The sequence below is a fragment of the Pseudomonas fluorescens genome, assembly GCF_902498195.1.
Classification (GTDB): Bacteria; Pseudomonadota; Gammaproteobacteria; order Pseudomonadales; family Pseudomonadaceae; genus Aquipseudomonas; species Aquipseudomonas fluorescens_BU.
In genome coordinates this window covers 155400-181182 of record NZ_CABVIY010000003.1, presented here as the reverse complement: position 1 = coordinate 181182, position 25783 = coordinate 155400, and the positions used below count along the sequence as shown (strand labels likewise).

The window sequence follows — 25783 nt, the reverse complement described above, 5'->3', positions numbered from 1 at the left end:
CAGAAAGCAGATTAACGAGTACACCCGATACATCGCAGTAGCGGTACCCGCCCACAAGGCTGGCGCCGACAGTGGAACAACAAAAACAATCACTGTGAGGGATACCGATATGTCAGAACACGTTCAGCCCCTGGAAGCCGTGCGCAGCGCGGGCACCAGCAAGGAAACCCAGAAAGTCATCTTCGCCTCGTCGCTAGGGACGGTCTTCGAGTGGTATGACTTTTTCCTCTATGGCGCCCTCGCGGCGGTGATCAGCAAACAGTTCTTCGCCGGGGTCAACGACACCACGGCGTTCATCTTCGCGCTGATGGCCTTCGCCGCCGGCTTCGTCGTCAGGCCGTTCGGCGCCCTGGTGTTCGGCCGGCTGGGGGACATGATCGGACGCAAGTACACCTTCCTCGCCACCATCATCCTCATGGGCCTGGCGACCTTCTGTGTCGGCTTGCTGCCGACCTACGCCAGCATCGGCATCGCCGCCCCGATCATCCTTGTGGTGCTGCGCATGCTCCAGGGCCTGGCCCTGGGCGGCGAGTACGGCGGCGCTGCGACCTACGTGGCCGAACACGCGCCGATGGGCAAGCGCGGCTTCCATACCAGCTGGATTCAGTCCACCGCGACCCTCGGCCTGTTGCTGTCGCTGCTGGTGGTGCTCGGTTGCCGCTACTTCACGGGCGATCAGTTCGAAGTCTGGGGCTGGCGCATTCCGTTCCTGTTCTCGATCATCCTGCTGGGCATCTCGACCTGGATCCGCCTGAGCCTGCACGAGTCGCCGGCCTTCGTGAAAATGAAAGAGGAAGGCAAGCTGTGCAAATCGCCGATCCGCGATTCCTTCGGTAAATGGGAAAACCTCAAGGTCGTGCTGATCGCCCTGTTCAGCATCAACGCCGGGCAAGCCGTGACCTTCTATGCGGCACAGTTCTACGTGCTGTTCTTCCTCACCCAGTTCCTGAAAATGGACCCCGCCGTGGCCAACGGCCTGCTGATCGTCAGCGTGACCATCGGCGCGCCGTTCTTCATTTTCTTCGGCTGGCTGTCGGACAAGGTCGGGCGTAAACCGGTGCTGATGATCGGCCTGCTGCTGGCCACTGCGCTGTACTTCCCGATCTTCAAGAGCCTGGCTCACTACGCCAACCCGGCCATCGACCAGGCCAGCCGCCAGGCACCGATCACCGTACTGGCCGACCCGGCCACCTGCACCTTCCAGTTCGATCCGGTGGGCAAGGCGAAATTCGATAGCCCCTGCGACAAGGTCAAGACCTTCCTGGTCAAACAGGGCCTGCCGTACAGCAGCGCCGCCGCCCCGGCGGGCAGTGGCGTGCAGGTGAGCGTCGGCGACGTGAAGATCGACGGTTTCGACGAAGCCGCCCTGCGCGGCGCGGTGACCCTCGCCGGCTACCCGCAACAGGCCGACATGCAGCAAATCAACAAGCCGATGATCGTGGCGCTGATCGTCGCGCTGATCATCATTTCCGCCATGTGCTACGGCCCGCTGGCGGCGCTGATGGTCGAACTGTTCCCGACCCGCATCCGCTACACCTCGATGTCCCTGCCCTACCACATTGGCAACGGCTGGTTTGGCGGCTTCCTGCCGACGGTGTCGTTCGCGCTGGTGGTGTACACCGGGGACATCTTCTACGGGCTGTGGTACCCGGTGTTGATTACCGGGGTGAGCCTGGTGGTGGGGATGTTGTGCCTGCGTGAGACACGGAACGTGGATCTGGACAAGAACTGATTGAACTCAAAAGATCGCAGCCTTCGGCAGCTCCTACTTTGGAATGCGTCCCTGTAGGAGCTGCCGCAGGCGGCGATCTTTTCATGCGACTCACTCGTCGAGTTCAACCACCTCGAACTTCACCTGGTCCGGATAGAACGCCATGTATTCGCGAATTTGTGCGACGGACACCTTGGGGTTCTCGTAGCTCCACACCGCGTTGGCGCCTTCATGCCCCGGGATCTGCAGACTGAAGTAACTGGCATCGCCCTTGTAGGGGCAATAGCTGGTGTGATCGGTGCGGGCGTAATACTTCTCGTCGATGTCCTCGCGCGGCACGTAGTACACCGGCGGGTAATTGGCCTCCAGCAGCACCAGCGCGCGCGAGGACGCGGCCACCTGGATACCGTGGAACTTCACCAACAGGCAGCCGGGTTGTTCGGCGATGGTGATGACAGGACTGGGACCGGTGCTTTTCATGGCGTTCGTTCCTCATGACGATTAACCGCGTTATCGTTCATCGCGAGCAAGCTCGCGCCTACAGCGATGGGCAGCGCAGCAGCCCCAAAACCTGAGACCACGATTTATCAGGTATAACCCAGTTTTTGCATTCACGATCGCCTCACAGCCAAACGGCCTGCATCACCAACCGCCACGCACAAACTGTACATCCATACAGATAAAGATTGCCCCCGCGCCCATCACCCGCCATTCTGTGCACCTTCCGGTGACTGATCGACGATGGTGGATATGCGGCTGTACCTTTGTGAAAAACCTTCCCAGGCCAAGGACATTGCGGCCGTGCTCGGCGCCAAACGCCGCGGCGATGGCTGCTGGCTGGGAACAGACGTCACCGTGACCTGGTGCATCGGCCATCTGCTGGAAACCGCGCCGCCGGATGCCTATGACGCGCGCTACAAGCGCTGGGTGCTGGCCGACCTGCCGATCATCCCGGAGCAATGGAAGATGACGGTCAAGCCGCGCACGGCCAGCCAGTACAAGGCGGTCAAGCGCCTGCTCGGCGAGGCCAGCGAATTGATCATCGCCACGGACGCCGACCGTGAAGGCGAAATGATCGCCCGGGAACTGGTGGAGCATTGCCGCTATCGCGGACCGATTCGCCGCTTGTGGCTGTCGGCGCTGGACGATGCCTCGATCCGTAAGGCCCTCGCCGCCCTGAAGCCGGGGAGCGAGACCTTCAGCCTGTACCATTCGGCCCTGGGACGCAGCCGGGCCGACTGGCTGATCGGGATGAACATGAGCCGACTGTTCACCCTGCTGGGGCGCCAGTCCGGGTATCAGGGCGTGCTGCCGGTCGGCCGGGTGCAAACCCCGACCCTACGCCTGGTGGTGGATCGCGATCGCAGCATTGCCGACTTCGTCCCCGTCGCCTACTGGGCCATCGACGTGCACCTGCTGCACGACGGCACCCCGTTCACCGCGCAATGGCGTGCGGCTTCCGAGGCCTGCGACGATCAGGATCGCTGCCTGAACCAGGCGCTGGCCCGGCAGGCCGCCGAGGCGATGATGGGCGCGGCGAGTGCCAGGGTGATCAAGCTGCGCACCGAGCGGATGCGCGAAGTGGCCCCGCTGCCGTTCGACCTGGGCACCTTGCAGGAAGTCTGCTCGAAGAAACTCGGTCTCGGCGCCCAGGAAACCCTCGACATCGCCCAGGCGCTCTACGAGACGCACAAACTCATCACCTACCCGCGCAGCGACTGCGGCTACCTGCCGCTGAGCCAGCACAGCGAGGCGCCGGGCATCCTCGCGGCGCTGCGCCAGGCCGATCCGGCGCTGAACGCCTTGCACGATCATCTCGAACCGCAACGCCGCTCGCGCGCCTGGAACGATGCCAAGGTCAGCGCGCACCACGGCATCATCCCCACCGCCGCGGCGAAAAACCTCGACCGACTGGTGGGCAAGCAACGGGCGGTCTACACCCTGATCCGCGCGCGCTACCTCGCGCAATTCCTGCCCAATCACGAATATGACCGTACCCAGGCCGATTTCGACTGCGCCGGCGAAGCCCTGCGCGCGGTCGGCAAGCAGATTGTCGAGCCCGGCTGGAAACGCGCCCTGCCCGAAGCCCTCGCCCCGGCCAAAGGCCGGGAGACACCGGCCCCGCAAACCCTGCCCGCCCTGCGCGAAGGTATCGATTGCGCGGTGGCCAACGTGCAGCTCAAGGACCTCTGGACCCAACCACCCAAGCCCTTCACCGAAGGCGACCTGATCAAAGCCATGAAGAACGTGGCCAGGCTGGTGGAAGATCCGCTGCTCAAGCAAAAGCTCAAGGACACCACCGGCATCGGCACCGAAGCCACCCGCGCCTCGATCATCCAGGGCCTGCTCGACCGTGGTTATCTGGTCAAGAACGGCAAGGCCCTGTCGGCCACACCCGCCGCGTTCAGCCTGATCGATGCCGTGCCGCGAGCGATTGCCGATCCGGGCACCACGGCCATCTGGGAGCAGGCGCTGGACATGGTGCAGAGCGGGGAAATGAGCCTCGAAGAGTTCGTCACCAAACAGGCGGCGTGGATGAGCAAGCAGGTTGCCCGCTGCGCCAGCCTGAACCTGACCATCACCGGCCCGGCAAGCCCAGCCGGGAAAGGTGCCACGCCATGGAAAAACAAACGCAAGCCGGCCAAGCGCAAACCATCGACGGGCGCCAAACCCACGGCCAAGGCCCCCCGCAAGCGCAGTGCTTCATAGTTTTTTGAATTTTTTCATCAGCGATTGAATGCAGAGCACTTGCCGGCGAGTCCTGACAAACACCGTGCAGGACCGCATCAAATTTTGAATTGCCCCAGCAAGCTTTGCAGACGTTTGCCGATCGTATACAGCTCATCGACTGTCTTGACCCCGTTCTGAGTCTGGTTGGCAACGGCGTCGATCGCCCGCGCGATCTGATGCACTCCCCGGTTGATCTCCTCAGCCACCGAGGTTTGCTCCTCTGCAGCACTTGCGATTTGAGCGTTCATCGCATTGATAGTCGCGATCAGTTCAACAGTGTTGCCCAGGAACTCACCCGCCTGATCGGCCTGAGCGTTAGCGCCTTGAGCTGCCTGGGTGGACTGGTGCATGGCAGTGACTACGCCACCCGTCGTGCTCTTGAGGCGCTCAACCATCGCCTGGATTTCCTGGGTGCTGCGCTGAGTCCGGCCGGCCAAGGCTCGCACCTCATCGGCAACCACCGCAAATCCGCGCCCGGCAGCACCGGCACGCGCAGCTTCAATGGCCGCGTTGAGTGCCAGAAGATTGGTCTGCTCGGCAATCGAGCGAATGACATCCAGTACGGTGACGATAGACGCGACATCGTCCTGGAGACTCTTCATCGAGACGCCACTCTCATCAAGCTCCACGGTCAGTGCCTGGATTCGAGTCATGCTGCCGTTGACTATTTGCCTGGCGTGCCGGGACTGTCTGTCGGTCTCGACCGCTGCGTCTGCAGCATTTTGCGCGCTGGCCGACACTTCTTGCGCCGCCGATGACATCTCGTTTATGGCCGCCGCCACCTGGTCGGTTTCCTGGCGCTGCTTATCCATGGCGCGGTCAATGTGCCTGCTCTGCTCGGCCACATGGCTCACTGATCCATTCAACTGCTCGCTCATGGCGACGATCTGGCTGACAAGGCCGTGAATCTTTTCGATAAACGCATTGAACGAACCGGCCAGTTGTCCCAGCTCGTCCCGACTGACAAGTGGCAGACGCCGCGTCAGGTCACCCTCACCCGCAGCGATTTGGTCGAGATGGGTCCGGATCAGGGTCAAGGGACGCAAACTGCGCCTGACCAGCAGCAGGGCCAAAGCCCCGATCATGCCCACTAGCACCGAAGCGATGATCGCAATGCTGTACATCAGGCTGTGCACCCGCGCATCCACATCCGCCCGCACTTCTGCGACCTGAACTTCAATGCGGTCCAGGTTGATCGCGGTGACCACGACCATGTCCCACTTGGGCAAATAGAAGCTGTAGGCGAGCTTTGGCACCACTTTAGCGGTGTTGACCACCCCACCTGAGTAATTGACGAAGTGCGTGTCATTTTTTGCCGCCGCGACCATTTCACGGTTCAAATAAACCCCGTTGTTGTCCTTGCGATCACTCATGTTGGTGCCGACGCCTTCGCTGCTGTCACCGCGAAACAGGCGCACGACCTGGCTGTCGTACCCCATGAAGTAACCGTCATCACCATACTTCACGGTCGACAAGCGACTGATCGCCAGGGCTCGGATGGAGGGATCCCCGGGAGCCGCCTGATCATAAAGATCGGCGATAGCCGTGCGCGCAATGCTGGCGTAGTCCTTGAGCCGGGTGCGGCTCTCCTCAAGCAGTCGCTCGCGGGTCTGAGCGATTTCCTGCTCGGCCTGGGACAGTAAAGTGGCGCGGGTGCTCAACCCTGTCACCAGGGCAAACAACATCACGGGTAACAAGGTCAGCAGCAGTATTTTGGTTTTGAACGACATCGTTGAAATCCTTTACCCAATCCTATGAAGCCGACGCTGAAAAGGCGGCCTGCGAAAATCGCAAGGCCGCGATCAGGGGATCACCAAAGCGCGATGTCGTAGGTAAAGTAGATCCGGTTGCTGTCTCGGCCACGGGAATAATCCGAGCGGTACACGTAGTTACGCAACCGCACACCCAGCCCCTTGAAGGTGCCTTGCTGCACGACATACGCCAGTTCAGCATCACGCTCCCACTCTTTTATCGCAGTGTCGGACTTGCCGTCGTTGCCGCTCAGGTAACGGGTCGAGAACGTCAGGCCCGGCACGCCGACGGCCGCAAAGTTATAGCCGTAACCGAGCATCCAGGTTTTTTCATCCTCCTCGATGAACTTGCCGATACCGGCGTTGCTGAAGGAATAAACCGTGGCGCCACTGATGTAGGGCAGTCCGGCGTCACCCCTGAGGGCCTGGTATCCGCCACCGAAGGTATGGCCGGAGATGGCGTAGGACAGCTGCCCGCTCAGCATGTCGTTGTCGATCTTGCCAGCGTAGGCAGAGCCGGTATCGACGCTGTTGAAGTAGCGCAGATCACTGGTCAGCACGCCGCCGCCCAAAGGCAGATCGTGCTGGATGCCCGCGAAATTCTGACGGTAAAAGTTTTCCAGTTCGCCGTAGAAGTAACTCAAGCGAATGGTTTTCCCCAGCTTGTATTCGGCCCCTGCGTAGTTGAAGTCGCCTGATTTATCCCCGCCATAACCGTCGGGCACAATCGGCATGCTGTCGGTGGAATCACGCAGTTTGAATCGATCCAGGTAGCCCCCGGTGAGGGTGAGGTTGTCGATGTCGAGGCTACTGATCTGTGTGCCCTGGTACGTCTGCGGCAACAGACGCGCATCGTTGTAGATCAACACCGGAGTCTTGGGTAACAAGGTGCCGTATTTGACCGTGGTCCTGGCCAGTTGGGCCTTGGCCGTCAGACCCAGGCTGGCGAATTCGTCAGCCGCGCGACCGTCATCATGGACGGGCAACAAGCCCGTACCGCTGCGGCCACGGCCGGAGTCGAGCTTGACCCCGAGCAAGCCAAGGGCATCCACGCCAAAGCCGAGGGTGCCAGGGGTAAATCCCGACTGGTAATCCAACAGAAATCCCTGGGCCCATTCGGTTCGTTCGCTCTTCGCCGTGCTTGCCGACCTGGCACTCAAGCCATGCTCGTCGCGGAAGTTTTCGTTGAAATAGACGTTGCGCAATTGCAGCTTGAGCTTGCTGTCGTCGATAAATCCTTCAGCGCTGGCACTCGCCAATGGCACAAGTGCCAGAAGAGGAAATGAAACTCCACGGGTGAACAAAGTCGTCATAGCGAACTACTCATTGTTGTTTTTTAGAGTGCAGAACAGCGCGCGCCTCGCTCGCGAGGCGCGTCAGGGGACAACCGGTGGTTTGGGTGGATCAGGTGAAGAGACTGATTGCCCCGGTCAGCAGGGCCAACGCGGTAATCACAAGGGAGGTGAGCACCGCCCACTTGACGGTGGCTTTCTGGAAGTCGCCGATATCGCGATCAACCATCCCCACCAGCAACAGGGTTGAGGCAACCAACGGACTCATCAGGTGCACGGGCTGCCCGAGAATCGACGCGCGGGCGATTTCCACCGGGTCAATGCCATAAGCCGCCGCGGCATTCGCCAGGATAGGCACCACACCGAAGTAGTAAGCATCGTTGGACAGGACGAAGGTCAGCGGCATACTGGTAATTGCCACCACCAGCGGGAACAGGTGCCCCCAGGACGGCGGGATCCAGTCGACCAGGGTTTGCGCCAGCGAGTCGACCATCTTGGTGCCGGAGAAGATCCCGGCAAAGATGCCGGCGGCAAACACCAACAGTACGACGGTCATGGCGTTGCCCGAATGGGCGAGGATGCGTTCCTTCTGAATATCCAGTTGCGGATAGTTGATCATCAGCGCCAGTACGAAGCCGATCAGGAACAGGATCGCGGAATGCATGATCCCCATCACCAGCGCGACCATCACGGCGATTACCAGCAGCAGGTTGACGTACGCCAGTTTCGGTCGCTTGTGCGGCGTGTCTTCAAGAATCGCCTTGATGTAGCAATCACCGCCGCCGCTTTCCAGCTGGATATTACCGATACGCTTGCGCTCGGCACGGCCCAGCAGGAAGGCGGTGAACACCACCCACATCGCCCCGCCAATCATGGTCGGCAGCAACGGAACGAAATATTCACCGGCATCCAGGCCCAGCGCCGCGATCGCCCGGGTCGCCGGCCCTCCCCAAGGGGTCATGCCGCTCATGATGCTCAGGGACAGCATGGCAATGGTCGCCAGAATCATCGGATTCATGCCGATACGCTTGTACAGGGGAAGCATGGCCGCACAGGTGATCATGTAGGTGGTGGTGCCATCTCCGTCCAGGGCCACCAGCAGCGACAGCAAGGCGGTGCCGACCGCGATTTTCATCGGGTCGCCGTTGACGCGCTTGAGGATCTTGCGAATCAGCGGGTCGAACAGGCCGGCGTCGATCATCAAGCCGAAAAACAGAATCGCGAACAGCAGCAGCGCGGCCGACGGTGCAACCATTTTCAGGCCGTCCAGCATCATCTTGCCGGTCGTGCCACCGAAACCGCCAATGACGGCAAAGACAATCGGCACCACCGTCAGGGCGACAATCGGTGACAAGCGTTTGGTCATTATCAGGACGGTGAAGACCACCACCATGGCCAAGCCAAGCAATGCGAGCATAGGTCAGTTCTCTTGTTCTTATGAGTAGCGTGGCCGACGCACAGGCGCACGACCCCGTGCCCGCCAGACGGCACGATCAACGGTGCCTGGCGGGGGTGTTCATTGAGGTAATCAGGGGTTTGGACTCAACCGCGACCGGTCAGGCCTGTTCCGTGGCCTTCAGGCCATCCCAGTCCGGGTTCCGGACTGGGGTGGGGGTCGCAGCGGGCGAAGGTTTGCCGTCCAGGGTGCGCATCAGTGTCTCGCGATCGCAGGCGTTCTCCGAGATGGACATCACCACGGTAGCCACCGCGTTGCTTGCCAGGCTGGTCAATGCCCGGGCTTCCGACATGAAGCGGTCGATACCGATCAGCAGGGCAAGGCCGGCCAGGGGAATGTCATGGATCACCGTCAGTGTCGACGCCAGCGCGACGAAACCGGCGCCAGTGACACCGGCCGCCCCCTTGGAGGACAACAACATGATCGCCAGCATGGTCACGGTCTGGGTCAGGCTCAGCTCGATGTTGCAGGCCTGGGCAATGAAGACCGCTGCCAGCGAGAGGTAGATCGCCGTACCGTCGAGGTTGAACGAGTAACCCGTTGGCAACACCAGCCCCACCACCCCTTTCTTGCAGCCCAGGGCTTGCAGCTTTTCCAGCATGCGGGGCATTACCGGCTCCGTGGAAGAAGTCCCCAGCACCACCAGGAATTCTTCACGGAAGTAGCGCAGCAATTTCCACAAGCTGAAGCCATTGGCCCGGCAAATGCTCCCCAGCACCACAAAGACGAAGAAGGCACAGGCGATATACAAGGTCATGATCAGCTTGGCCAGCGAGCCCAGCGAGGTGATGCCGTACTGGCCGACGGTGAACGCCAGGGCGCCGAAGGCACCGATCGGAGCGAAGCGCATCAGGTAGGAGAAAATCTTGAACACCATGTGCGAGGCGGATTCCAGTACATCCAGCACCGGCTTGCCCCGCTCGCCTATGGCCGAAAGCGCAAAACCGCTCAGCACCGCGATGAACAACACCGGCAGCACTTCACCTTTATTGAAGGCACCGATGAACGTATCCGGGATGATGTGCATGAAAAACTCGACCACGCCCAGCTTCGCGGCGGAATCGGTGTACTGCGACAGGCCCTGGGTGCTCAACTGGGCGGGGTCAATGTTCATGCCCACACCGGGTTTGAACAGGTAGACCGCCACCAGGCCGATGATCAGGCTGATCACCGTCAACCCCAGGAACAGCAGCATGGTCTTGCTCAGCAGCCGTCCGAGGGAGCGTTTGTCGCTCATGCCGGCGATGCCGGTGACGATGGTGCAGAACACCACGGGGGCGATCATCATCTTGATCAGCTTGATGAAGGCATCACCCAGCGGTTTCAAAGCAATGGCCTGTTGCGACCAGAAATGACCGACCAGCACGCCCAACAGCACGGCGAAGAGAATCTGGACGTAGAGCGATTTAACAACTTTCATGGCATCACCCATTTTTAGAATTGTGCTGATGCAAAAACGGCAATGACTGGGGGAAATTATCCGGCGAGTCGTTGGGAAGCCGTGGCGTAGACAAAACCGGAGAACAGCCTGCGCGAAGTGCGCACCACCGAAGCGCGAATGGTCTCACCCTGAGCACCGGTGTAGGACAATACGACATCTATCCCGCCACTTGGATGTTCAATGCGCACTTGCTTCAAGCGCGGCTCGCTAACCCCACCCAGCAATTGCGCGACCACGCTGCCTTGCGTGACGCAAGCGGTGGCCAGGCCGATGGAGCCGGTGATCGCCAGGGCCCGGTGGCAGTTGTGTGGCATGAAGTAGCGCACCTGGACGGTGCCGCCCGCCTTGGCCGGTGACACCAGTACTGGCTTGGGAATCACTTTGTCGCTGACGTCACCCAGGCCCATGGCCAGGCCCGCTTGCAGGCGCAAGGACTCCAGGCGACGCAGGAACGCTTTGTCGGCATCCAGCTCGGCAGGGCTTTCATCACCGCGTTTACCCAGTTGGCCGGCTTCGACGATCATCATCGGCATCGCCATGTCGATGCAGGTCACGGCAATGCCGTCGATCACATCCTGCGTTTGCCCGGTCGGGAACAGTTTGCCGGTCTTGCTGCCCGCCGCATCGAGGAAGGTCAGTTGCACAGGCGCGGCGGTACCCGGCACGCCATCGATAGCGGTGTCGCCTTCATAGCTGACCGTGCCACCGGGCGTCTGCACGTCCGAGTTCACAAACGTCCCGGTATTGATGTTGCGAATACGCACACGGGTGACGTCTTTGGTGGCCTTGACCAGCCCCTGCTCGATGGCGAACGGGCCAACGGCGCACAGCATGTTGCCGCAATTGGGCGCCGTGTCGACCCGGCGCTGGGAGACCATGACCTGGACAAACAGATAGTCGACATCCGCGTCAGGATGCAGCGACGGGCTGACGATCGCCACCTTGCTGGTTTGTGGGCTACCGCCGCCGATACCGTCAATTTCCAGCTCGTGGCCAGAACCCATGAGGTTGAGCAGCAGCTCATCACGCTCTTCGATCGCAACAGGTAGATCCCAGGCGAGAAATACCGGGCCCTTCGACGTACCACCGCGCATCAGCACACAGGGAATTCGTTGCATGAATACTGACTCTTGTTGATCAATAGGGGTAATTGATGTCTTGTGAGCAAGAGTCGCAGGCTTTGAAAATTGTTTCCAATGCAAATATCAGCCTGATTATTGCGTTTTACGAATGATAAATTTAGAGTGACCGAGCTGGACAACTCTGGTCTGTCGAGATAAAAAAAGTGAACTACGAGCTCAATGACATCCGATCTTTCGTGAAAATCGCAGAACTTGGCAGTTTCCACGAGGCTGCCGATGCGTTGCATCTGTCCCAGCCAGCGCTCAGTCGCCGAATGAAAAAGCTTGAGGAGGGATTGGGCACTGCCCTCCTCGATCGCACCACAAGACGGGTAAGCCTCACCAGCGTTGGCCGAGACTTCCTGCCCAAGGCGCGACGCCTGCTGGACGACTTCGACGACTCGATACTCAATATCCGGGAGCTGGCGGAGCGGCAAAGCGGCCGTGTCACCCTCGCCTGCATTCCCACCGCAGCCTTCTACTTTCTTCCTTCAGTCATCCGCCTCTACAACGAGCGCTATCCACAAATCCGCATTCGCCTGCTTGACCTGAGTGCCAACGAAGGGCTGGAAGCCGTTCTGCGAGGCGAAGCCGACTTTGGCATCAACATGATGAGCGGCCAGCACCCGGACATCGAGTTCGTGCCGCTGGTCAACGAGCCTTTTGTTTTAGCCTGTCGACGCGATCATGAGCTGGCCGGACGCAGCTCGGTCACCTGGTCTGAACTGAGCAACTACCGCCTGATCGGGGTCGGTCGCCTGAGCGGCAACCGCATGTTGCTGGACCACGCATTGTCGGGCTTGAGCTGGCGCCCGCAGTGGTTCTATGAGGTGCAACACCTGTCTACATCGCTGGGGCTGGTAGAAGCGGGATTGGGCGTTTCGGCCATGCCGAGTCTTGCAATGCCTGCCGTGGATCATCCAACGCTGGTGAGCGTCCCGTTGATAGAACCCATTGTGAACCGGTCCCTGGGACTGGTTTATCGACGAGGCGCCTCATTGTCCCCGGCTGCGGAAAAATTCGTCTCGATACTGCTGGAACAGTGGGAGCAATGACCTCACGCCTCTTGCCAGCCTGAGTTGAGATACCATCAACTCACACTTGAAAGGGCGACTCGAAGAGGTCTGTGCAATGGCAATGCGGCTGAATGCGGGCACACTTCTCACGATGTCTCGGGAGCCACTTCGATGCCCTCGATAGCCCTGCACGCCGCACAGCGCGACGAACTGCAAATCATTGAGAACCTCATGCAGTTCTATACCTATGATTTCAGCGAGTGGTTGCCGCTACAGCTGGGTGAACACGGCTTCTTCAACATTCGCCCCTTGCCGGACTACTGGCGCAACGCCGCGACCCGGCCGTTTCTGATCCAGGTCGACGGCGAACTGGCCGGTTTTGTGACCGTGGATGATGAAACCCACCTGCCCGGCGCCCGGTACAACATCGGCTACCTGTTTGTCGCACGGCGCTTTCGTGGCCAAGGTGTCGCGAGGTTTGTCGTTTCCACCCTCTTGAGCCGTTTCCCGGGTCAATGGCAGATTTTCCACATCGATGCGAACCCGCCTGCGCGGCGGTTCTGGGCCGGGGTGATGCCGGGTCTCACGGGTGGCGAGTTCACCCTGCATCAGCGGGAGGTGGAGGGTTTGCCCTGCACGTTCTACCGCTTCAACGCCTCGCCGCCGTCGGCCTGACCGGTGCTTTCGAACGACCCTTTTCTAATTCCACCCGGCTTTGTCCGACAATATGTAGTGACCAAAGATATTCACTACAAAACCGTTGACGCCTTCGATTTGCCCTTGCATGATGCAGACGTCTCCCCGATCGGGAGTACAGGCAACACGTTTGAGCAAGCTCGTCTGACCGCCGAGCTGTTTTTTCCGGATACACGCTGCCCACAAGGCAGATTGAAGAAGCTGACCTGGCCTGAACGTCCAGTACAAGGACGAGAAGCGCTGGCGATCCGTCCTCATGAAGCTTGTGGCCGACCCTGAAAACGTCGGCAGGGGCCAAAAGGTTATCGCCGCTTCTCTTCGTTGTGACGCTATTGCGTAGCAGTTATTCAACACGACTACATGCAACAGACGCAGGACCTCGCCACTTGCGGCGGACGATTGCTGACGTCCTGGTTTCGGTGCCAGGGATCAACTAACCGATGGGCTACTTGTATTAGCGAATCAACTTTGAAAGATCACCAAATGGTCAAGGGGGCTTTATCATGAATCTGAACAATCAACCCACTATCGAAGAACTGGCTCGTATGTTCGCTGCGCAAAAAGACAGCCTCGACAGCCATATTCTGTGGATCAGCAAATCGGGCCAGGTTCATATCGACTGCCTGTCGCCTCACAGCCATGAAGCGGAGTTCGACCAGAACAACCAGCACCTGCTCGCCCGACTGAAGATGTACCGTCGCGGCCAGGGCTACGTCGGCAAGAAAGCCGCAGCCGACAAGGACTTCATCGGTAATGTGCTGCAAACGCTGAAACAGGCGTGGGCATCGATGCAGAATCAGAATGAAGTTCGGGTGATTGACCGGTTCTACTAATTGAAATGAGTCATTAGTGGCTTATTAATAAAAAGGGCCTGCTCCCAAAAAGAGCAGGCCTTTTTTTGTGCCGCATCGAAACCCTGTGGGAGCGGGCTTGCTCGCGAAGGCGGTGTGTCAGTCAGCCCAGGTATCGATTGACATACCGCCTTCGCGAGCAAGCCCGCTCCCACAGGGTTTTGTGGTGCTATGGAAGATCGGTGCCTAACACCAACGCCACAAACGCCATCGCTGCCGCACTGTGATAGTTGTTCCTGCGTCGCAGCACCGCCGCGCCGCGCCTCGGCGCTTCCTGCACCAGTGGAATCTTGCGCAACGCCCGCTCGCCCGTGGCGATAGGTTCCGGCAGGATCGTTGCCATGGCGGTGTGGCGGATGACTTCCAGCAGCGTGTTGACCGAGTTGACCTCGATGGCCACCTTCGGCGTGATCCGTGCCAGCGCGAAGTACTCGTCGATGCAGGTACGCGTGAAGAATTCCGGGGTCAACAGGGCAAATTCCAGTTGCGCCACCTGCCCCGTCGTCAACGCGTCCTGGCTTTCATACAGCGGATGCGCCCGGCCGACCATTAGCCCCAGGGTCTCGTTAAACGCCGGGATCGACTCGATGTCGGCGTTTCTCACCTGGTCGAACGCGATCGCAACGTCCAGCGAGTCATCCGCCAGCCCGCTTTCGATGTCGTCCATCGACAATTCGAAGACTTCCAGATGGATGTTCGGATACCGCGCCACATAGTCGCGTACCAGCGGCCCCACCATATACGCCATGAAGGTCGGGGTCATGGCTACCCGCAGGCTGCCACGTGACAGGTCCTTCACGTCATGCAACGCGCGCTTGCCCGCCTCCAGCTCCACCAGCACCCGCCGGGCGCACTCGATATAGGCCTGGCCCGCGTCGGTGGGCTTGACCGTGCGCGAGGTGCGGTCAAACAGGCTGACACCGAGTGTGTCCTCAAGCTGGCGGATCTGTTGCGAAAGGGTGGGCTGGGACACGTGCAGGGCTTCAGCGGCGCGGGTGAAACCGCCGTGGTCGGCGACGGCCAGCAAGTAACGCAAATGACGCAGCAGCATGGGAACTCCATCTATAGGCAGTACTTATGCCTTGCATTGTATATCGATCTTGGACGCTATGAGTGGATCGGCAGAAGATGACCCCACACCCAGCCACACCCCACTGCAAACGGAGATTCATCATGCAACAGTCCCACGCCTACAACGATCCAAGCCTGGCCCTGACCACCGAGATCCTCGACGCCAAGGCGCGTAAAAACCTGTCCTGGCAGGACCTGACTGACGGCACCGGCCTTGGCCTAGCCTACGTCACCGCCGCCCTGCTCGGCCAGCACCCACTGCCGCAAAGCGCTGCCCAGGTGATTGGCGACAAACTCGAACTGGACGCCGACGCGGTGGCCCGCCTGCAAATCATCCCGCTGCGCGGCAGCCTCTCGGGCGTCCCGACCGACCCGACCATCTACCGCTTCTACGAAATGATCCAGATCTACGGCACCACCTTGAAAGCCCTGGTCCATGAACAGTTCGGCGACGGCATCATCAGCGCCATCAACTTCAAGCTGGACATGAAGAAGGTTGAAGACCCGGAAGGCGGCCACCGCGCCGTGATCACCCTGGACGGCAAGTTCCTGCCCCTGCGTCCTTTCTGACTCGACAACGGCCCGCACCTCCGTGCGGGCCAAACCCGGCCCCCCATGAGGACACCACCATGAAAGCGCTCATCGAAGGTTTTTTGAAGTTCCAGAAAGACGTCTTTCCACAACGCACCGACCTGTTCAAACACCTGGCCACCACGCAACACCCCGGCACGCTGTTCATCACCTGTTCCGACAGCCGTGTGGTGCCGGAATTGCTGACCCAGCAAGAACCGGGCGAGCTGTTCGTGATCCGTAACGCCGGCAACATCGTGCCCTCCTACAGCCCCCATCCCGGGGGTGTGTCAGCCACGGTCGAATACGCCGTCGCCGTGCTGGGCGTGACCGATATCGTGATCTGCGGCCATTCCGACTGCGGCGCCATGACCGCTGTCGCCAAGTGCACCTGCATGGATCACCTGCCCGCCGTCGGCAGCTGGCTGCAACACGCCGAGTCGGCAAAAGTCATCAACGAGTCGCGTCATCACGCCAATGAAGCGGCGAAAGTGAGTTCAATGGTTCGGGAGAATGTGATCGCGCAGCTGGCTAACATCCAGACCCATCCGAGCGTGCGCCTGGCCCAGGAAAAAGGTCTGCTGAAGTTGCACGGTTGGGTATACGACATCGAGACCGGTTCGATCGATGCCCTCGAAGGCAGCAGCCGCCGCTTCGTGTCGCTGGCCGAGCACCCGACCACTTGCGCCGTGTATGACCAGGTGGTTGATGCTGCCTGATCAAAAGCACAGCGACCGCCATTGCGGCGGTCGCATGAGGCACGTCCTAGCGTTTGACGCCCAGGTCGATCTGGGTCATGCGGCTGCGAATGGTGAACACACCGTCGCCCGACAGGATCGCGCTGCGGGCAAACAGGCGCCCGCTCTCCCAGTTCGACAGGCCCAGTTCCGGCTTGTTGAGCGCGTACTGGCCGTCGACCCAGCGGGTAATGCCATTGCCGACAAAGGGTGCGTTGACGGCGTTGTAGAAGCGCTCCTGGGTCGTCGCCGTTTCGCTGATCAGCGACACCGTGAACTGCGGGCTGTAGCGATTGAACAAGGCAATGGCGCTGTCCAGGTCGTCGACGATTTTCAGGCTGACTTCCGGGGTTTCTTCCCACTCCCACTCGCGGCCCAACTGATCTTCCGCCAGCGCTTCAGCCAGCGCTTCGGTGCGGTAGCCTTCAGCGCGGTAAACCTCGACGGTTGCGGTTTGCCATTCGGCGGGCAGGTACTGTTCGCTGCCCTCGACGATGTGCAGCTTGCAACCCTGGCCCCGTGCCTTGCCGGCCTGTTGCAGCGCGTCAAGAAACAGCGGCACCAGTTGCGCGGCGCGGTCGCGGTGGATCAGGCAGACGTTCAGGGTATTGCAGACCTTGCGGTCGAGGGAGTTGCGCACCACGCGGCCAAAGCGCGCGGCATCGGCGTCGGTATCGGCGATCAGCCAGGCACCACCGGTGCCGTGCAGGCTGACGGCGGTACCGGCCTGTTGCGCGATACTGCCCAACTGGCTGACGGCGCGCCCTGAACCACGGGCCACGGCCAGCGACAACCGGCGATCGGCGAACATCGCCCAACCGGCGGCGTGATTGACGCTTTCCACCAGCGACACCGCGCCTTCCGGCAATCCGGCTTCGGCCAGTGCCGGATTCAGCGCGTGGGTGACGATGGCCTGGGCCGTGCCCAACGCATCGCTGCCGATGCGCAGCACGGCCGTGTTGCCGGTGCGCAATACGCCGGCGGCATCGGCGAAGACATTCGGCCGGCCTTCGAAGACAAACGCGACGATGCCCAGAGGCGAGACCACTTGCTCGACTTTCCAGCCGTCGTGCTCGACGCAACTGATCACCTTGCCGCGCGAGGCCGACGCATCGCGCCAGGCGCGCAGGCCGGCGATCATGTCGCCGCGCATGCGTTCGTCGGCCAGCAGGCGCGTGGTCGAGCGGCCACGGGCCTTGGCCCGTTCGATGTCGGCCTGGTTGGCCGCTTCGATCAAGGCCCAGCACGCCGGGGTTTCCAGGCGTTGGGCGAACAGATCGAAGAACTGGCTGATGGCCTGGTCCGAGACTGCCGACATCGCGCCAAACGCCGCTTCAGCGCGCTCGATCGCCACCGCTGCCGCCTGCTGGTCAGCCACCGGAATCAGCAGCAATTCACCGCTGACCTGCTCCACCAGCAGGTGGTCCCCGGGCTGGAAGCGGGCCGCCAGTTCGGGGCTGACCACGGTGACACGATTACCGGCGAAAGGGATGGGCGTGCCAGCGACTAGACGTTCGAGCGCAAAGGACATGAAGCGGTTACACCATGCAATGGGCGGGCGGAAAATGTATAGCAAAAGTCCCCGAGCGTCACCCGCCGCCGCGCTGCGCCGTCGGCCTGTGCCGGTAATCGCAAAGCCCCCTGCCCGCGCCCGGCCCACCTACGCTTAAAGCGTGTACCCGCGTTTCCTGTTACGTAGGAGGCCGTCATGAGCGATGAATTCACAGGCCATGGCGTGGCCATTGACGACGAAGGCCTGGAACAGGCACTGGACCTGGCCAAAGTCAGCGCCGCGCAACTCTGGGCTGTTCTGGCAGTAGAAACCTCCGGCAACGGCTACTTTTCTGACCGCCGTCCGAAGATCCTTTTCGAGCGCCACGTATTCAGCCGCCTCACCCACCAGAAGTTTGATGCGCAACACCCCGATATCAGCAGTAAAACCCCCGGTAATTATGGTGCCTCGGGGGACCACCAGTACGACCGGCTGAACCAGGCCATCGCCCTGAACCGCAATGCGGCCCTGCAAAGTACGTCGTGGGGGCTGGGCCAGACGATGGGGTTCAATTTCGCCTCGGCCGGCTCGGCGGATGTCGAGGCGATGGTCAAGCGCATGGTCGTGTCCGAGAACGAACAACTGCTGTGCACCGTCGGCGAACTCATCGGCGGCGGCTCCGTGGCGGCGCTGCGGGCCAGGGACTGGGCGAATTTCGCCCGGCGCTACAACGGCCCCAACTACGCCATCAACAACTACGACGTGCGACTCAGCGCCGCGTATCAGAAGTTTTCTTATGGCGGCACGCCGGACCTGAGGATTCGAACGGCACAAACCTACCTGACGTACCTGGGCTGGCACCCCGGCCCGATCGACGGCATCGTCGGCAAACAGACCCGGGACGCGATGAACCTGTACCAGGCCAAAGAAGGCCTGGACCTCACCACGGTGCTGGATGACGAGACGCTGGAGCACTTGCGCAACCGCATCCTGGCCTTGCCGCTCTAGCACCGGGAGCCCGGTGTCAGACCGCCGCTTGCAGGCGCGAATGCAGCAACCCCTTGACCGTGCGCATCACCGCGGCATTCGCGTCTTCCATCTGCCCGACCTGCTTGAGCGCCTCTTCCAGTTCGCCACGGGCGTGTGCTTGCAGCGCCGCCTGGCCGCTGCTGTGCACCAGCCGATGGGGCACTTCCATGCGCCGGAAATCCGCATCGCGCTGCTGGGTCTGGTTCTCTTCACCGTAATACCACTGGCCGAACAGGCACTCGGTTTCATCCGGCAGGATCAAGGGTGAATGGGGCTTGGGGTTGAGCAGGCGGTCGTACACCGCCACTTTCAGCGTCAATTCCTGCAGGTTGGCCAGTTCGACATTGGACAGCAGGTGCGACTGGTCGATGTCCCGCTGCATCTGTTGCGCCTCGCCATACATGCCAGCCATGGCCTCGGCCGTTTTGTCGATCACCGCACCGAAGGCACTGGAGACCTGGCTCTGTTGCGAAATCGCCTGTTTGGCGTGGCTGATTTCCTGCTGGATGGCCGAGGTTTCCTTGACGATTTCCCGGGTCGCTTCGGCGGTCTTTTCCGCCAGCAATCGCACTTCCCCGGCCACCACCGCAAAACCGCGCCCGGTGTCGCCGGCGCGCGCGGCTTCGATGGCGGCATTGAGGGCCAGCAGGTTGGTCTTGCGCGCGATGTCGCTGATCAGGTCGACGATGCGGTCGATCTCGCTGGCGCGACCCACCAGGTGGGTGATCACGCCTTCCAGCGCATCCAGCCCGGCGGCCATGACCCGCGATTGCTCTTGCAGATGACTGACCTGCTCGCGGTTGTCGATGGCCGCGCGAGCCACGGTTTCCGCCCGCTGGTGGTTGAGCTTGAGGCGCTGGTTGAGCATCGAGAAGGACTCGCTGACCGGTGACAGCGAGTTACCGCAGGTCAGCAGGTGCTGTGCCAGGCCGCGGAAAAAATCCCGGTCGCGAAGCTCGGCCTTGCGCGCGGCCAGTTGAGCGTCATCGCTTTTAGCCGCGATCGATGGCGGGTTCGCCGGCACGGATGGCTCAACGGTGGATTCAGCGGTCTTCCTGCGCCATGTGAAATTCATCCCCACTCTCCCCCAGACGCAAGGCGTCAAAAGCGCGGACGATACGAAGCTACGGGGCCGGGTAAAAGATCCAATTCGACGAATTAACAGCAGGCCACCGTTACACAAACGCACACATTCCTTTGTAGGAGCGAGCCTGCTCGCGAAAGCAATGCAACATCCAACATAGATGTCGACGGGTCAGTCCGCTTCGCGAGCAGGCTCGCTCCTACAGAGGACCATCGGCGTCTGGAGGTCATCTACGTATCAAAGTGTGTACAGCCCCGCCCCTGACACAACAAACCTTCAAACCTGCGCGCCAGCGACACATCGCAGATACACCCGCCTGATGAAATTCACCTGTCGATTGGCCCAGCCGATCCTTGCGCTGAACGGGCCTGCCACCGCCCGACATCCCTGATTTGAAGGAGAACACCGTCCATGAGCACTTCGATTTCATCGGCCGTCAAAGGCCTGCACCTGAACCTTGACCGTGCCGGCAACTGGATCGCGCCGCTGACGCTGCGGGTATTCCTGGCCTGGGAGTTTTTCGAGTCGGGGCTGGAAAAATTCAATGGCGAGAACTGGTTCGCCGACATCCAGGACCGTTTCCTGTTTCCGTTCAACCACCTGCCGGCCACGCTGAACTGGGAACTGTCGATGTGGGTGGAACTGATCTGCGCCCTCGCCCTGCTGGTGGGCCTGGCCACGCGCTTTTCGGCGATCAGCCTGATCGTGGTCACCATTGTCGCCACCGCCGCCGTCCACTGGCCTGCCGACTGGTCGAGCCTGAGCGAACTGGCCCAGGGTTACTCAATCACCAACAAGGGTTACGGCAACTTCAAGCTGCCGTTGATCTACCTCGCGGCACTGGTGCCACTGGTGTTCACAGGCCCAGGCAAATTCAGCCTCGATAGCGTGCTGGCACGCTTCTTCTGGCGCCGCAGCCACGCCTGAACCCACCCGTTTTCCCTGTAGGAGCGAGCACGCTCGCGATGGTCGTGAACGATAACGCGCTGACCCCCTCAGTACGCGTCATCGTTAGCGACCATCGCGAGCGTGCTCGCTCCTACAGGGGGATCAGATTTCTTACGGCGCCACAGCTTCAGACCGTTTCGGATGCGCACCGCGCTCATGCACATGAACATGTGCGATGACTCAAAAGGAGGGAATACTTGCTTTCAGGACAAGCACAAGACTTCAAACCGGGACAGTTATTAAACCTCCTTATTTCTATGCAGACACCCACTTGTATTAATAACCTTACAGTCCGATTGAATAACAGTCCGCTCCAATACGCAAAAACCCTTCAAGCTCTTCAAACACCAAACGACAGCCGAAAAAAGTTCAGACTTTTCTTGGAATATTTCGACATTTAGAAGCTGCCTATTAGGTCCGACCGTTATTATCAAGTGGCTGCACCCATTGATGTTTTGCGTCTATCAACCGCCTGGCTTTCATTGCGTTTTTTGCTTGACTCATTACTATGCCTGCACGATATACGGATCCAAAAAGTTCAACTCCAACATCAACTGATAACGTCTCGCAAATAAATCCATGCAGATCGACAGTTCGACGATTCTCCGTACATTAATATCTCAGGTGAATCCGGGTCGACGTGCAGCCAATGCCTGCTGACCCTGTCTCCATCCCCTCCATCGCCCATCACCTCAAGGCTTTTACGGCCAGCCTTTTGGCTCGCCACCGTATCGACGAGCCGAACAACCGCTCTAGACCGGCTGATCCAGCATGATTAAAAGACAGACGCGTCATGACATGCTCTTCACAAATAGTTCTTACACCTTGTCGATACGGTCGCACACAGTGAACTCCAACTTCACTCGGCAATTTTTGCCTGCAGCATTTAAACCAGAAACACCAACTTCTTTTTTATTAATTGGCACTGTCGTACTTCACCTCTCCTGCACAACAACTAATAAATTTCAAACTTACAAATCAATCCAGACAGTCAAGCCCTAAACTTTCAGAGCGCCCAAATGCAAGTTCTTACTGACGCCGGTACAGCGCGAAATAAACATCTCCGCTTCCCATACCAACCGGCGTTAATCAGCCACACACGCGAGCCAGGTAACTAAACGCCGCCATGAACTATTTGGTTAATCGGGTCTATACATTACTTGTAACAGTCGGCCATCCGAGGGACAGGCCATGGAAAACAATAGGGATTCAGGCGCTAACCTGGCGTTCTGGTTGCCGGGAGGTGCGGTCATCCTCAGTCTGGTGATATCGACGTTCGCATTGACTCGCGAACCGTTTCTTGAGCCGCGGCCCATCGGTGCGCAGTTTCAGGCCCAACTGCCTATCGAAGCGCGCTTGTGGCAAGACCCGTTTGATGCCCTTGAGCGGTATCGCAAAAAACTCAAGGACAGCGGGTCCGGGAAAACCGAGGTGTGCAATGAAACCATCGACAAGGTAGACAACGAAAAAACCGCTCCCGATCTCATGGTGGTGCTGGTCGAGGGTGGGCCTTACGCCGATGAGGTCGAACGGCGGCGGCGTATCCGCTATGCCCTCCTGGCGGGCTTCAAGAACTCCCAGCGGGTGCCGGATCAGGAGCAATACATACATTGCCTGAAAGTGCCCAACCTGGTCGTCAGTCCCTCCAGTTCACGGGATCTGAACCTTCCCTATGAAATGTTCGTCTCCAATCGCTTCGATCGACCTGTCGCACTGGAGGGGCTGGCGGCGCCGCCTGATCGCACCTACGTATTCTGGATGAAACAGGACGAACTGGGGCAGTACCCCCTGGAGGCCCTGGAGTCGTTGCGCCGGCGCCTGGCCTGCACCACTGGACAAGCGGGAGGCATCGAAACGGCCTGCGAACAACCTGATAAATCACCGGTGCTGAAAGTCATTGGCCCTTCGACCTCGACGGTTCTGCTGGACATGTACCAGCAAGATGCGGACAACAAGGCAACGCCCGCTGTCGAGATTTATTCACCGCTGGCGACGGCGGATAACGAAACGCTCAAGAAAAGCCTCAAGCCTTCCGAGGCCGATAAAATGCGCAAGGTGGTGCAAGCCTTGCCGGATCTGGCGGGGCAGACGCCACCGCAGGAAACACCCCTCAGACAGCCCATGAAATTGCTGCGTACCGTCAGCGACGACGGCACCATGACCCACCTGTTGCTCGAAGAACTGAAGCTGCGCAAAGTGGACCCGGCCACGGGTATTCGCTGCAGCGAAGGCAAACTGCGTCGCGTCGGATCGCCTTGCAACGTCAATCGCTGGGCGAAGACCAATCGCATTGCGCTGATCGCCGAATGGGACAGTTTCTACAGTCGGGCGCTGATGGAGAGTTTCAAGGATCAGGTGGCGCTGGACGCTCACCTGGGTGACGACGAAAAAGATAAAAAGGGCGTCGTCGATCAGTGGGTCTTGCGCTTCAGCTATCTGCGAGGCCTGGACGGACGCCTGCCGGAAGAGTCCGCCAGTAGCGAAAAATCCACCAGCCCCGAGTCCAGTAAAAACAGCCGAGCGGCCACCCAGGTGGACCTCAGCCCGCTGGAGAAATCCGACGGCAACTCGCAGCTCGACTACTTGCGCCGCCTGGCCGATCACATCGCCAACGAAGACGAAGCCTACCGGCGCGACGGGGTCAGCGGAATCGGCGCCATCGGCGTGCTGGGCGTCGACAGCTACGACAAGTTGCTGGTGCTGCAGGCCCTCAAGGCCCGGATGCCCTACAAGCTCTACTTCTCCACCGACCTGGATGCGCGGATGCTGCAACGGGGGCAGGCGGAAACCACGCGCAACCTGATCCTCGCGGCGCCTTACGGGCTGACACTGACGCGCGCCCTGCAACAGGACATCCCGCCCTTTCGCGACAGCCTGCAAAGCTCGGTGTTTATCTCGGTGCTGGCGGCCTTGGCGCCGCAGCCCTTCGATGTCAAACGGGCAAAGTTCGACTACTCCAAATCGGAACTCCTGTCGCCGGGCATCTACGAAGTCGGGATCAGCGGATTCATTCCGCTGGCCAGCCGACTGACAGCGTCGCGTCCCGAAAACTGCGCCGCACCGGCACTGTCCGAATCCAATCGGGGCATTCGTCCCCATGACCTGATGGCGCTGCGTTGCCTGCAAGACCCTTCACCCCCGCCCTACCCCGAGCCGTCAGACTCGATACGTGAAAACTTCAAGCAAACCCAATCGTTCTTCTGGGCAGGGCCACTGACGTTCACGCTGTTACTGCTGGCCGCGTTCCTGCTGTGGTGGTGGATCGAAGGCTCGCAATCGGTCAACGACCCGCCCCTGGCCTGGGTACGAGGTGTACCGATGGCGTTGTACATGGCCGCGGCTGCCTGCGCCTTGATCGGCACACGCTACTGGCACGCCGAGTTCCTGTGGGGCAGTTTCGCCCTGATTCTGCTGGGGATCATCACCTCGAAGCTGACCCGTCGCTCGCTTCAGCCGCTGGCCAGAATTTCACCGCCCGTGGTGGGCCACGGGATGTTCGACGCCAGCGCCTGGTACATCGCGGTGCCCCTGGTGGTGTTTGTCCTGGCCCTGATGCTGGCCTATCAAATGCGCAGCGCATTGACCGACCACGGGCTGGGTGAGCCGATGTTCCTGTTCGAAGGCATCAGTGCCTGGCCGACCGCTGCGTTGCGCCTGCTCGCCGTGCTCATCTGCATTTCGGCGCTGGCGTGGGGCCAGCGCAACTTGCGCATCAACAGGATCGAAATCGAAACGGCCTATCACTTGCGTCCCCACATCCAGAAATACCGGATGAGTCTCCTGGGGCAGCTTCCGAGCTTTGCCCGGGGCAAGAAAGACAAAACATGGCGCCAGTGGTGCAAGGAATTGGGCCAGTGCCTGTTTCTCATTCTGTTTCCACTGTCCAACGCCAGCGTCGAGTGGTCCAGGTCCAAGTCACTGGTCTCGGAAACCAGCGCCGATGGACGCCCCGTCATGTCCGTCGCACGCTTTTGGGGAGAGCACTGTGTGTGCGGTTCATTCGGTGCCCGCATGCTGCGGGCCATGCTCGCCACCTGGATATTTGTGGTGGCCACCAGCGTGCTGTACGTCATCTGGCCGGTGGCCGGGATCCCCGTTCGTGGTGACTCGCCCGTCTGGCTGCTCAGCTGGCTATTGCCGACGCTGGCCTTCCAGGTGCTGGTGTTCTGGGTGGTGGACGCCAACCTGTTGCTGACGCGGTTCATCCGCCACTTGAGCACGCGCTACGCGATCTGGCCGGTCAAACTGCAAGCCGAACATCAGAAGATCTTTGGCGTCGGCAAGCATCCGTGCATCGATGACTGGGTCGACCTGTTGCTGATTGCCAAACGCACCTCGGCGGTCAATCGCCTGATCTACGCACCGACCGTGGTCATGCTGATCCTGATTGCCTCGCGCAGCAGCGTGTTCGATAACTGGCCCACACCGCCCGGCATGGTCATTTCATTCACGCTGACCGCGCTGCTGTTGCTGGCGTCCGCACTGTCGTTGCGCCGCGCCGCGGAAAAAGCCCGGGGAATGGCGTTGCAGCGCATAGACGCCTACCTGCTGGCAACACCTGCCACCACCAACGGGTATGACAAGTTCCAGATGATTCGCGAGCGCATTGCGACACTCAACACCGGCTCGTTTTCGCGCTACTCCGAGGAACCGCTGGTGCGGGCCTTGCTACTGTCACTGACGGGCATTGGCGGCTCGGCCATTGTCGATGCGTTGAATTTCGCCAAGTTTTAACGGCTCTCATTGAACCTGTAGGAGCGAGCCTGCTCGCGATGGTGGTGAACGAT

Annotated in this window: 19 protein-coding genes and 1 pseudogene; 10 read left to right on the top strand and 10 right to left on the bottom strand. The window is 60.3% G+C overall.

What is annotated here, in order from left to right:
• Window positions 1–109 precede the first annotated feature (109 nt).
• Complete coding sequence (locus tag F8N66_RS11715) at window positions 110–1732, top strand: MFS transporter (RefSeq protein ID WP_150770320.1); 1623 nt, start codon at window positions 110–112, stop codon at window positions 1730–1732.
• 90 nt (window positions 1733–1822) lie between these two features.
• Here the strand turns inward: F8N66_RS11715 and F8N66_RS11710 are convergent, their stop codons facing one another.
• Window positions 1823–2191, bottom strand: a complete 369-nt coding sequence (locus F8N66_RS11710) for a DUF427 domain-containing protein (RefSeq protein WP_150770319.1) — start codon at window positions 2189–2191, stop codon at window positions 1823–1825.
• A gap of 270 nt (window positions 2192–2461) precedes the next feature.
• Here F8N66_RS11710 and F8N66_RS11705 point away from each other — a divergent pair, with 270 nt between their 5' ends.
• Complete coding sequence (locus F8N66_RS11705) at window positions 2462–4420, top strand: DNA topoisomerase III (protein ID WP_191622977.1); 1959 nt, start codon at window positions 2462–2464, stop codon at window positions 4418–4420.
• Between the two features lie 77 nt (window positions 4421–4497).
• Here the strand turns inward: F8N66_RS11705 and F8N66_RS11700 are convergent, their stop codons facing one another.
• The 5 genes from F8N66_RS11700 to F8N66_RS11680 form a co-directional block, all read right to left on the bottom strand.
• The gene (locus F8N66_RS11700) at window positions 4498–6171 is read right to left on the bottom strand and encodes a methyl-accepting chemotaxis protein (protein WP_150770317.1); all 1674 of its coding nucleotides are present in this window, start codon (window positions 6169–6171) and stop codon (window positions 4498–4500) included.
• An 80-nt stretch (window positions 6172–6251) separates the two neighbouring features.
• Complete coding sequence (locus F8N66_RS11695; RefSeq protein WP_150770316.1) at window positions 6252–7505, bottom strand: OprD family porin; 1254 nt, start codon at window positions 7503–7505, stop codon at window positions 6252–6254.
• A 91-nt stretch (window positions 7506–7596) separates the two neighbouring features.
• Window positions 7597–8901, bottom strand: coding sequence for a CitMHS family transporter (locus F8N66_RS11690; RefSeq protein ID WP_008041516.1), 1305 nt, complete (start codon window positions 8899–8901; stop codon window positions 7597–7599).
• 139 nt (window positions 8902–9040) lie between these two features.
• Window positions 9041–10372 (bottom strand): dicarboxylate/amino acid:cation symporter, encoded by a 1332-nt coding sequence (locus F8N66_RS11685; RefSeq protein ID WP_150770315.1) that lies wholly within the window; start codon window positions 10370–10372, stop codon window positions 9041–9043.
• Window positions 10373–10416: 44 nt separating this feature from the next.
• The gene (locus F8N66_RS11680; RefSeq protein ID WP_150770314.1) at window positions 10417–11499 is read right to left on the bottom strand and encodes a 4-oxalomesaconate tautomerase; all 1083 of its coding nucleotides are present in this window, start codon (window positions 11497–11499) and stop codon (window positions 10417–10419) included.
• 167 nt (window positions 11500–11666) lie between these two features.
• Between F8N66_RS11680 and F8N66_RS11675 the strand changes: the two genes are divergently transcribed.
• The 3 genes from F8N66_RS11675 (at window position 11667) to F8N66_RS11660 (ending at window position 14047) form a co-directional block, all read left to right on the top strand.
• Window positions 11667–12557 (top strand): LysR family transcriptional regulator, encoded by an 891-nt coding sequence (locus tag F8N66_RS11675; RefSeq protein ID WP_032828620.1) that lies wholly within the window; start codon window positions 11667–11669, stop codon window positions 12555–12557.
• Between the two features lie 132 nt (window positions 12558–12689).
• Window positions 12690–13193 carry a GNAT family N-acetyltransferase gene (locus tag F8N66_RS11670; protein WP_150770313.1) on the top strand — a complete coding sequence of 168 codons (504 nt, stop codon included), beginning with the start codon at window positions 12690–12692 and terminating at the stop codon, window positions 13191–13193.
• 524 nt (window positions 13194–13717) lie between these two features.
• Window positions 13718–14047 carry a hypothetical protein gene (locus F8N66_RS11660; RefSeq protein ID WP_150770311.1) on the top strand — a complete coding sequence of 110 codons (330 nt, stop codon included), beginning with the start codon at window positions 13718–13720 and terminating at the stop codon, window positions 14045–14047.
• A gap of 187 nt (window positions 14048–14234) precedes the next feature.
• On the opposite strand, the gene cynR is transcribed toward F8N66_RS11660, so the two are convergent.
• Window positions 14235–15116, bottom strand: coding sequence for a transcriptional regulator CynR (gene cynR / locus F8N66_RS11655; RefSeq protein ID WP_150770310.1), 882 nt, complete (start codon window positions 15114–15116; stop codon window positions 14235–14237).
• 122 nt (window positions 15117–15238) lie between these two features.
• Between cynR and cynS the strand changes: the two genes are divergently transcribed.
• Window positions 15239–15706, top strand: coding sequence for a cyanase (gene cynS / locus F8N66_RS11650; RefSeq protein ID WP_150770309.1), 468 nt, complete (start codon window positions 15239–15241; stop codon window positions 15704–15706).
• Window positions 15707–15765: 59 nt separating this feature from the next.
• A complete protein-coding gene (locus F8N66_RS11645) occupies window positions 15766–16425 on the top strand; it encodes a carbonic anhydrase (RefSeq protein ID WP_150770308.1) in 660 nt (219 codons plus the stop codon).
• Between the two features lie 46 nt (window positions 16426–16471).
• On the opposite strand, the gene F8N66_RS11640 is transcribed toward F8N66_RS11645, so the two are convergent.
• Window positions 16472–17974: an aldehyde dehydrogenase family protein gene (locus tag F8N66_RS11640; protein WP_150770307.1), complete on the bottom strand. Its 1503-nt coding sequence runs from the start codon at window positions 17972–17974 to the stop codon at window positions 16472–16474.
• A 177-nt stretch (window positions 17975–18151) separates the two neighbouring features.
• On the opposite strand from F8N66_RS11640, the gene F8N66_RS11635 reads away from it, so the two are divergent.
• Complete coding sequence (locus tag F8N66_RS11635; protein WP_150770306.1) at window positions 18152–18943, top strand: N-acetylmuramidase domain-containing protein; 792 nt, start codon at window positions 18152–18154, stop codon at window positions 18941–18943.
• Window positions 18944–18959: 16 nt separating this feature from the next.
• Here the strand turns inward: F8N66_RS11635 and F8N66_RS32115 are convergent, their stop codons facing one another.
• Entirely contained in the window at window positions 18960–19346 is a 387-nt protein-coding gene (locus F8N66_RS32115) for a CZB domain-containing protein (RefSeq protein ID WP_224790477.1), read from the bottom strand.
• A gap of 39 nt (window positions 19347–19385) precedes the next feature.
• Window positions 19386–19832 (bottom strand): annotated as a pseudogene (locus tag F8N66_RS32110) (methyl-accepting chemotaxis protein); the annotation flags it as partial.
• Between the two features lie 627 nt (window positions 19833–20459).
• Between F8N66_RS32110 and F8N66_RS11625 the strand changes: the two are divergent.
• A complete protein-coding gene (locus F8N66_RS11625) occupies window positions 20460–20975 on the top strand; it encodes a DoxX family protein (protein WP_150770304.1) in 516 nt (171 codons plus the stop codon).
• 1212 nt (window positions 20976–22187) lie between these two features.
• On the top strand, window positions 22188–25730 hold the full coding sequence (locus F8N66_RS11620; protein ID WP_150770303.1) for a hypothetical protein: 3543 nt from the start codon (window positions 22188–22190) through the stop codon (window positions 25728–25730).
• The last annotated feature ends 53 nt before the right edge of the window (window positions 25731–25783 follow it).

What these genes read in the sequence shown, in the direction of transcription:
- F8N66_RS11690 (WP_008041516.1), bottom strand. Translation starts at nt 8,901, where the DNA reads ATGCTCGCATTGCTTGGCTTGGCCATGGTGGTGGTCTTCACCGTCCTG.
- F8N66_RS11620 (WP_150770303.1), top strand. Translation starts at nt 22,188, where the DNA reads ATGGAAAACAATAGGGATTCAGGCGCTAACCTGGCGTTCTGGTTGCCG.
- F8N66_RS11705 (WP_191622977.1), top strand. Translation starts at nt 2,462, where the DNA reads ATGCGGCTGTACCTTTGTGAAAAACCTTCCCAGGCCAAGGACATTGCG.
- F8N66_RS11680 (WP_150770314.1), bottom strand. Translation starts at nt 11,499, where the DNA reads ATGCAACGAATTCCCTGTGTGCTGATGCGCGGTGGTACGTCGAAGGGC.
- F8N66_RS32115 (WP_224790477.1), bottom strand. Translation starts at nt 19,346, where the DNA reads ATGCAGCGGGACATCGACCAGTCGCACCTGCTGTCCAATGTCGAACTG.
- F8N66_RS11670 (WP_150770313.1), top strand. Translation starts at nt 12,690, where the DNA reads ATGCCCTCGATAGCCCTGCACGCCGCACAGCGCGACGAACTGCAAATC.
- F8N66_RS11710 (WP_150770319.1), bottom strand. Translation starts at nt 2,191, where the DNA reads ATGAAAAGCACCGGTCCCAGTCCTGTCATCACCATCGCCGAACAACCC.
- F8N66_RS11700 (WP_150770317.1), bottom strand. Translation starts at nt 6,171, where the DNA reads ATGTCGTTCAAAACCAAAATACTGCTGCTGACCTTGTTACCCGTGATG.
- F8N66_RS11695 (WP_150770316.1), bottom strand. Translation starts at nt 7,505, where the DNA reads ATGACGACTTTGTTCACCCGTGGAGTTTCATTTCCTCTTCTGGCACTT.
- F8N66_RS11660 (WP_150770311.1), top strand. Translation starts at nt 13,718, where the DNA reads ATGAATCTGAACAATCAACCCACTATCGAAGAACTGGCTCGTATGTTC.
- F8N66_RS11685 (WP_150770315.1), bottom strand. Translation starts at nt 10,372, where the DNA reads ATGGGTGATGCCATGAAAGTTGTTAAATCGCTCTACGTCCAGATTCTC.
- F8N66_RS11635 (WP_150770306.1), top strand. Translation starts at nt 18,152, where the DNA reads ATGAGCGATGAATTCACAGGCCATGGCGTGGCCATTGACGACGAAGGC.
- cynR (WP_150770310.1), bottom strand. Translation starts at nt 15,116, where the DNA reads ATGCTGCTGCGTCATTTGCGTTACTTGCTGGCCGTCGCCGACCACGGC.
- cynS (WP_150770309.1), top strand. Translation starts at nt 15,239, where the DNA reads ATGCAACAGTCCCACGCCTACAACGATCCAAGCCTGGCCCTGACCACC.
- F8N66_RS11715 (WP_150770320.1), top strand. Translation starts at nt 110, where the DNA reads ATGTCAGAACACGTTCAGCCCCTGGAAGCCGTGCGCAGCGCGGGCACC.
- F8N66_RS11640 (WP_150770307.1), bottom strand. Translation starts at nt 17,974, where the DNA reads ATGTCCTTTGCGCTCGAACGTCTAGTCGCTGGCACGCCCATCCCTTTC.
- F8N66_RS11625 (WP_150770304.1), top strand. Translation starts at nt 20,460, where the DNA reads ATGAGCACTTCGATTTCATCGGCCGTCAAAGGCCTGCACCTGAACCTT.
- F8N66_RS11645 (WP_150770308.1), top strand. Translation starts at nt 15,766, where the DNA reads ATGAAAGCGCTCATCGAAGGTTTTTTGAAGTTCCAGAAAGACGTCTTT.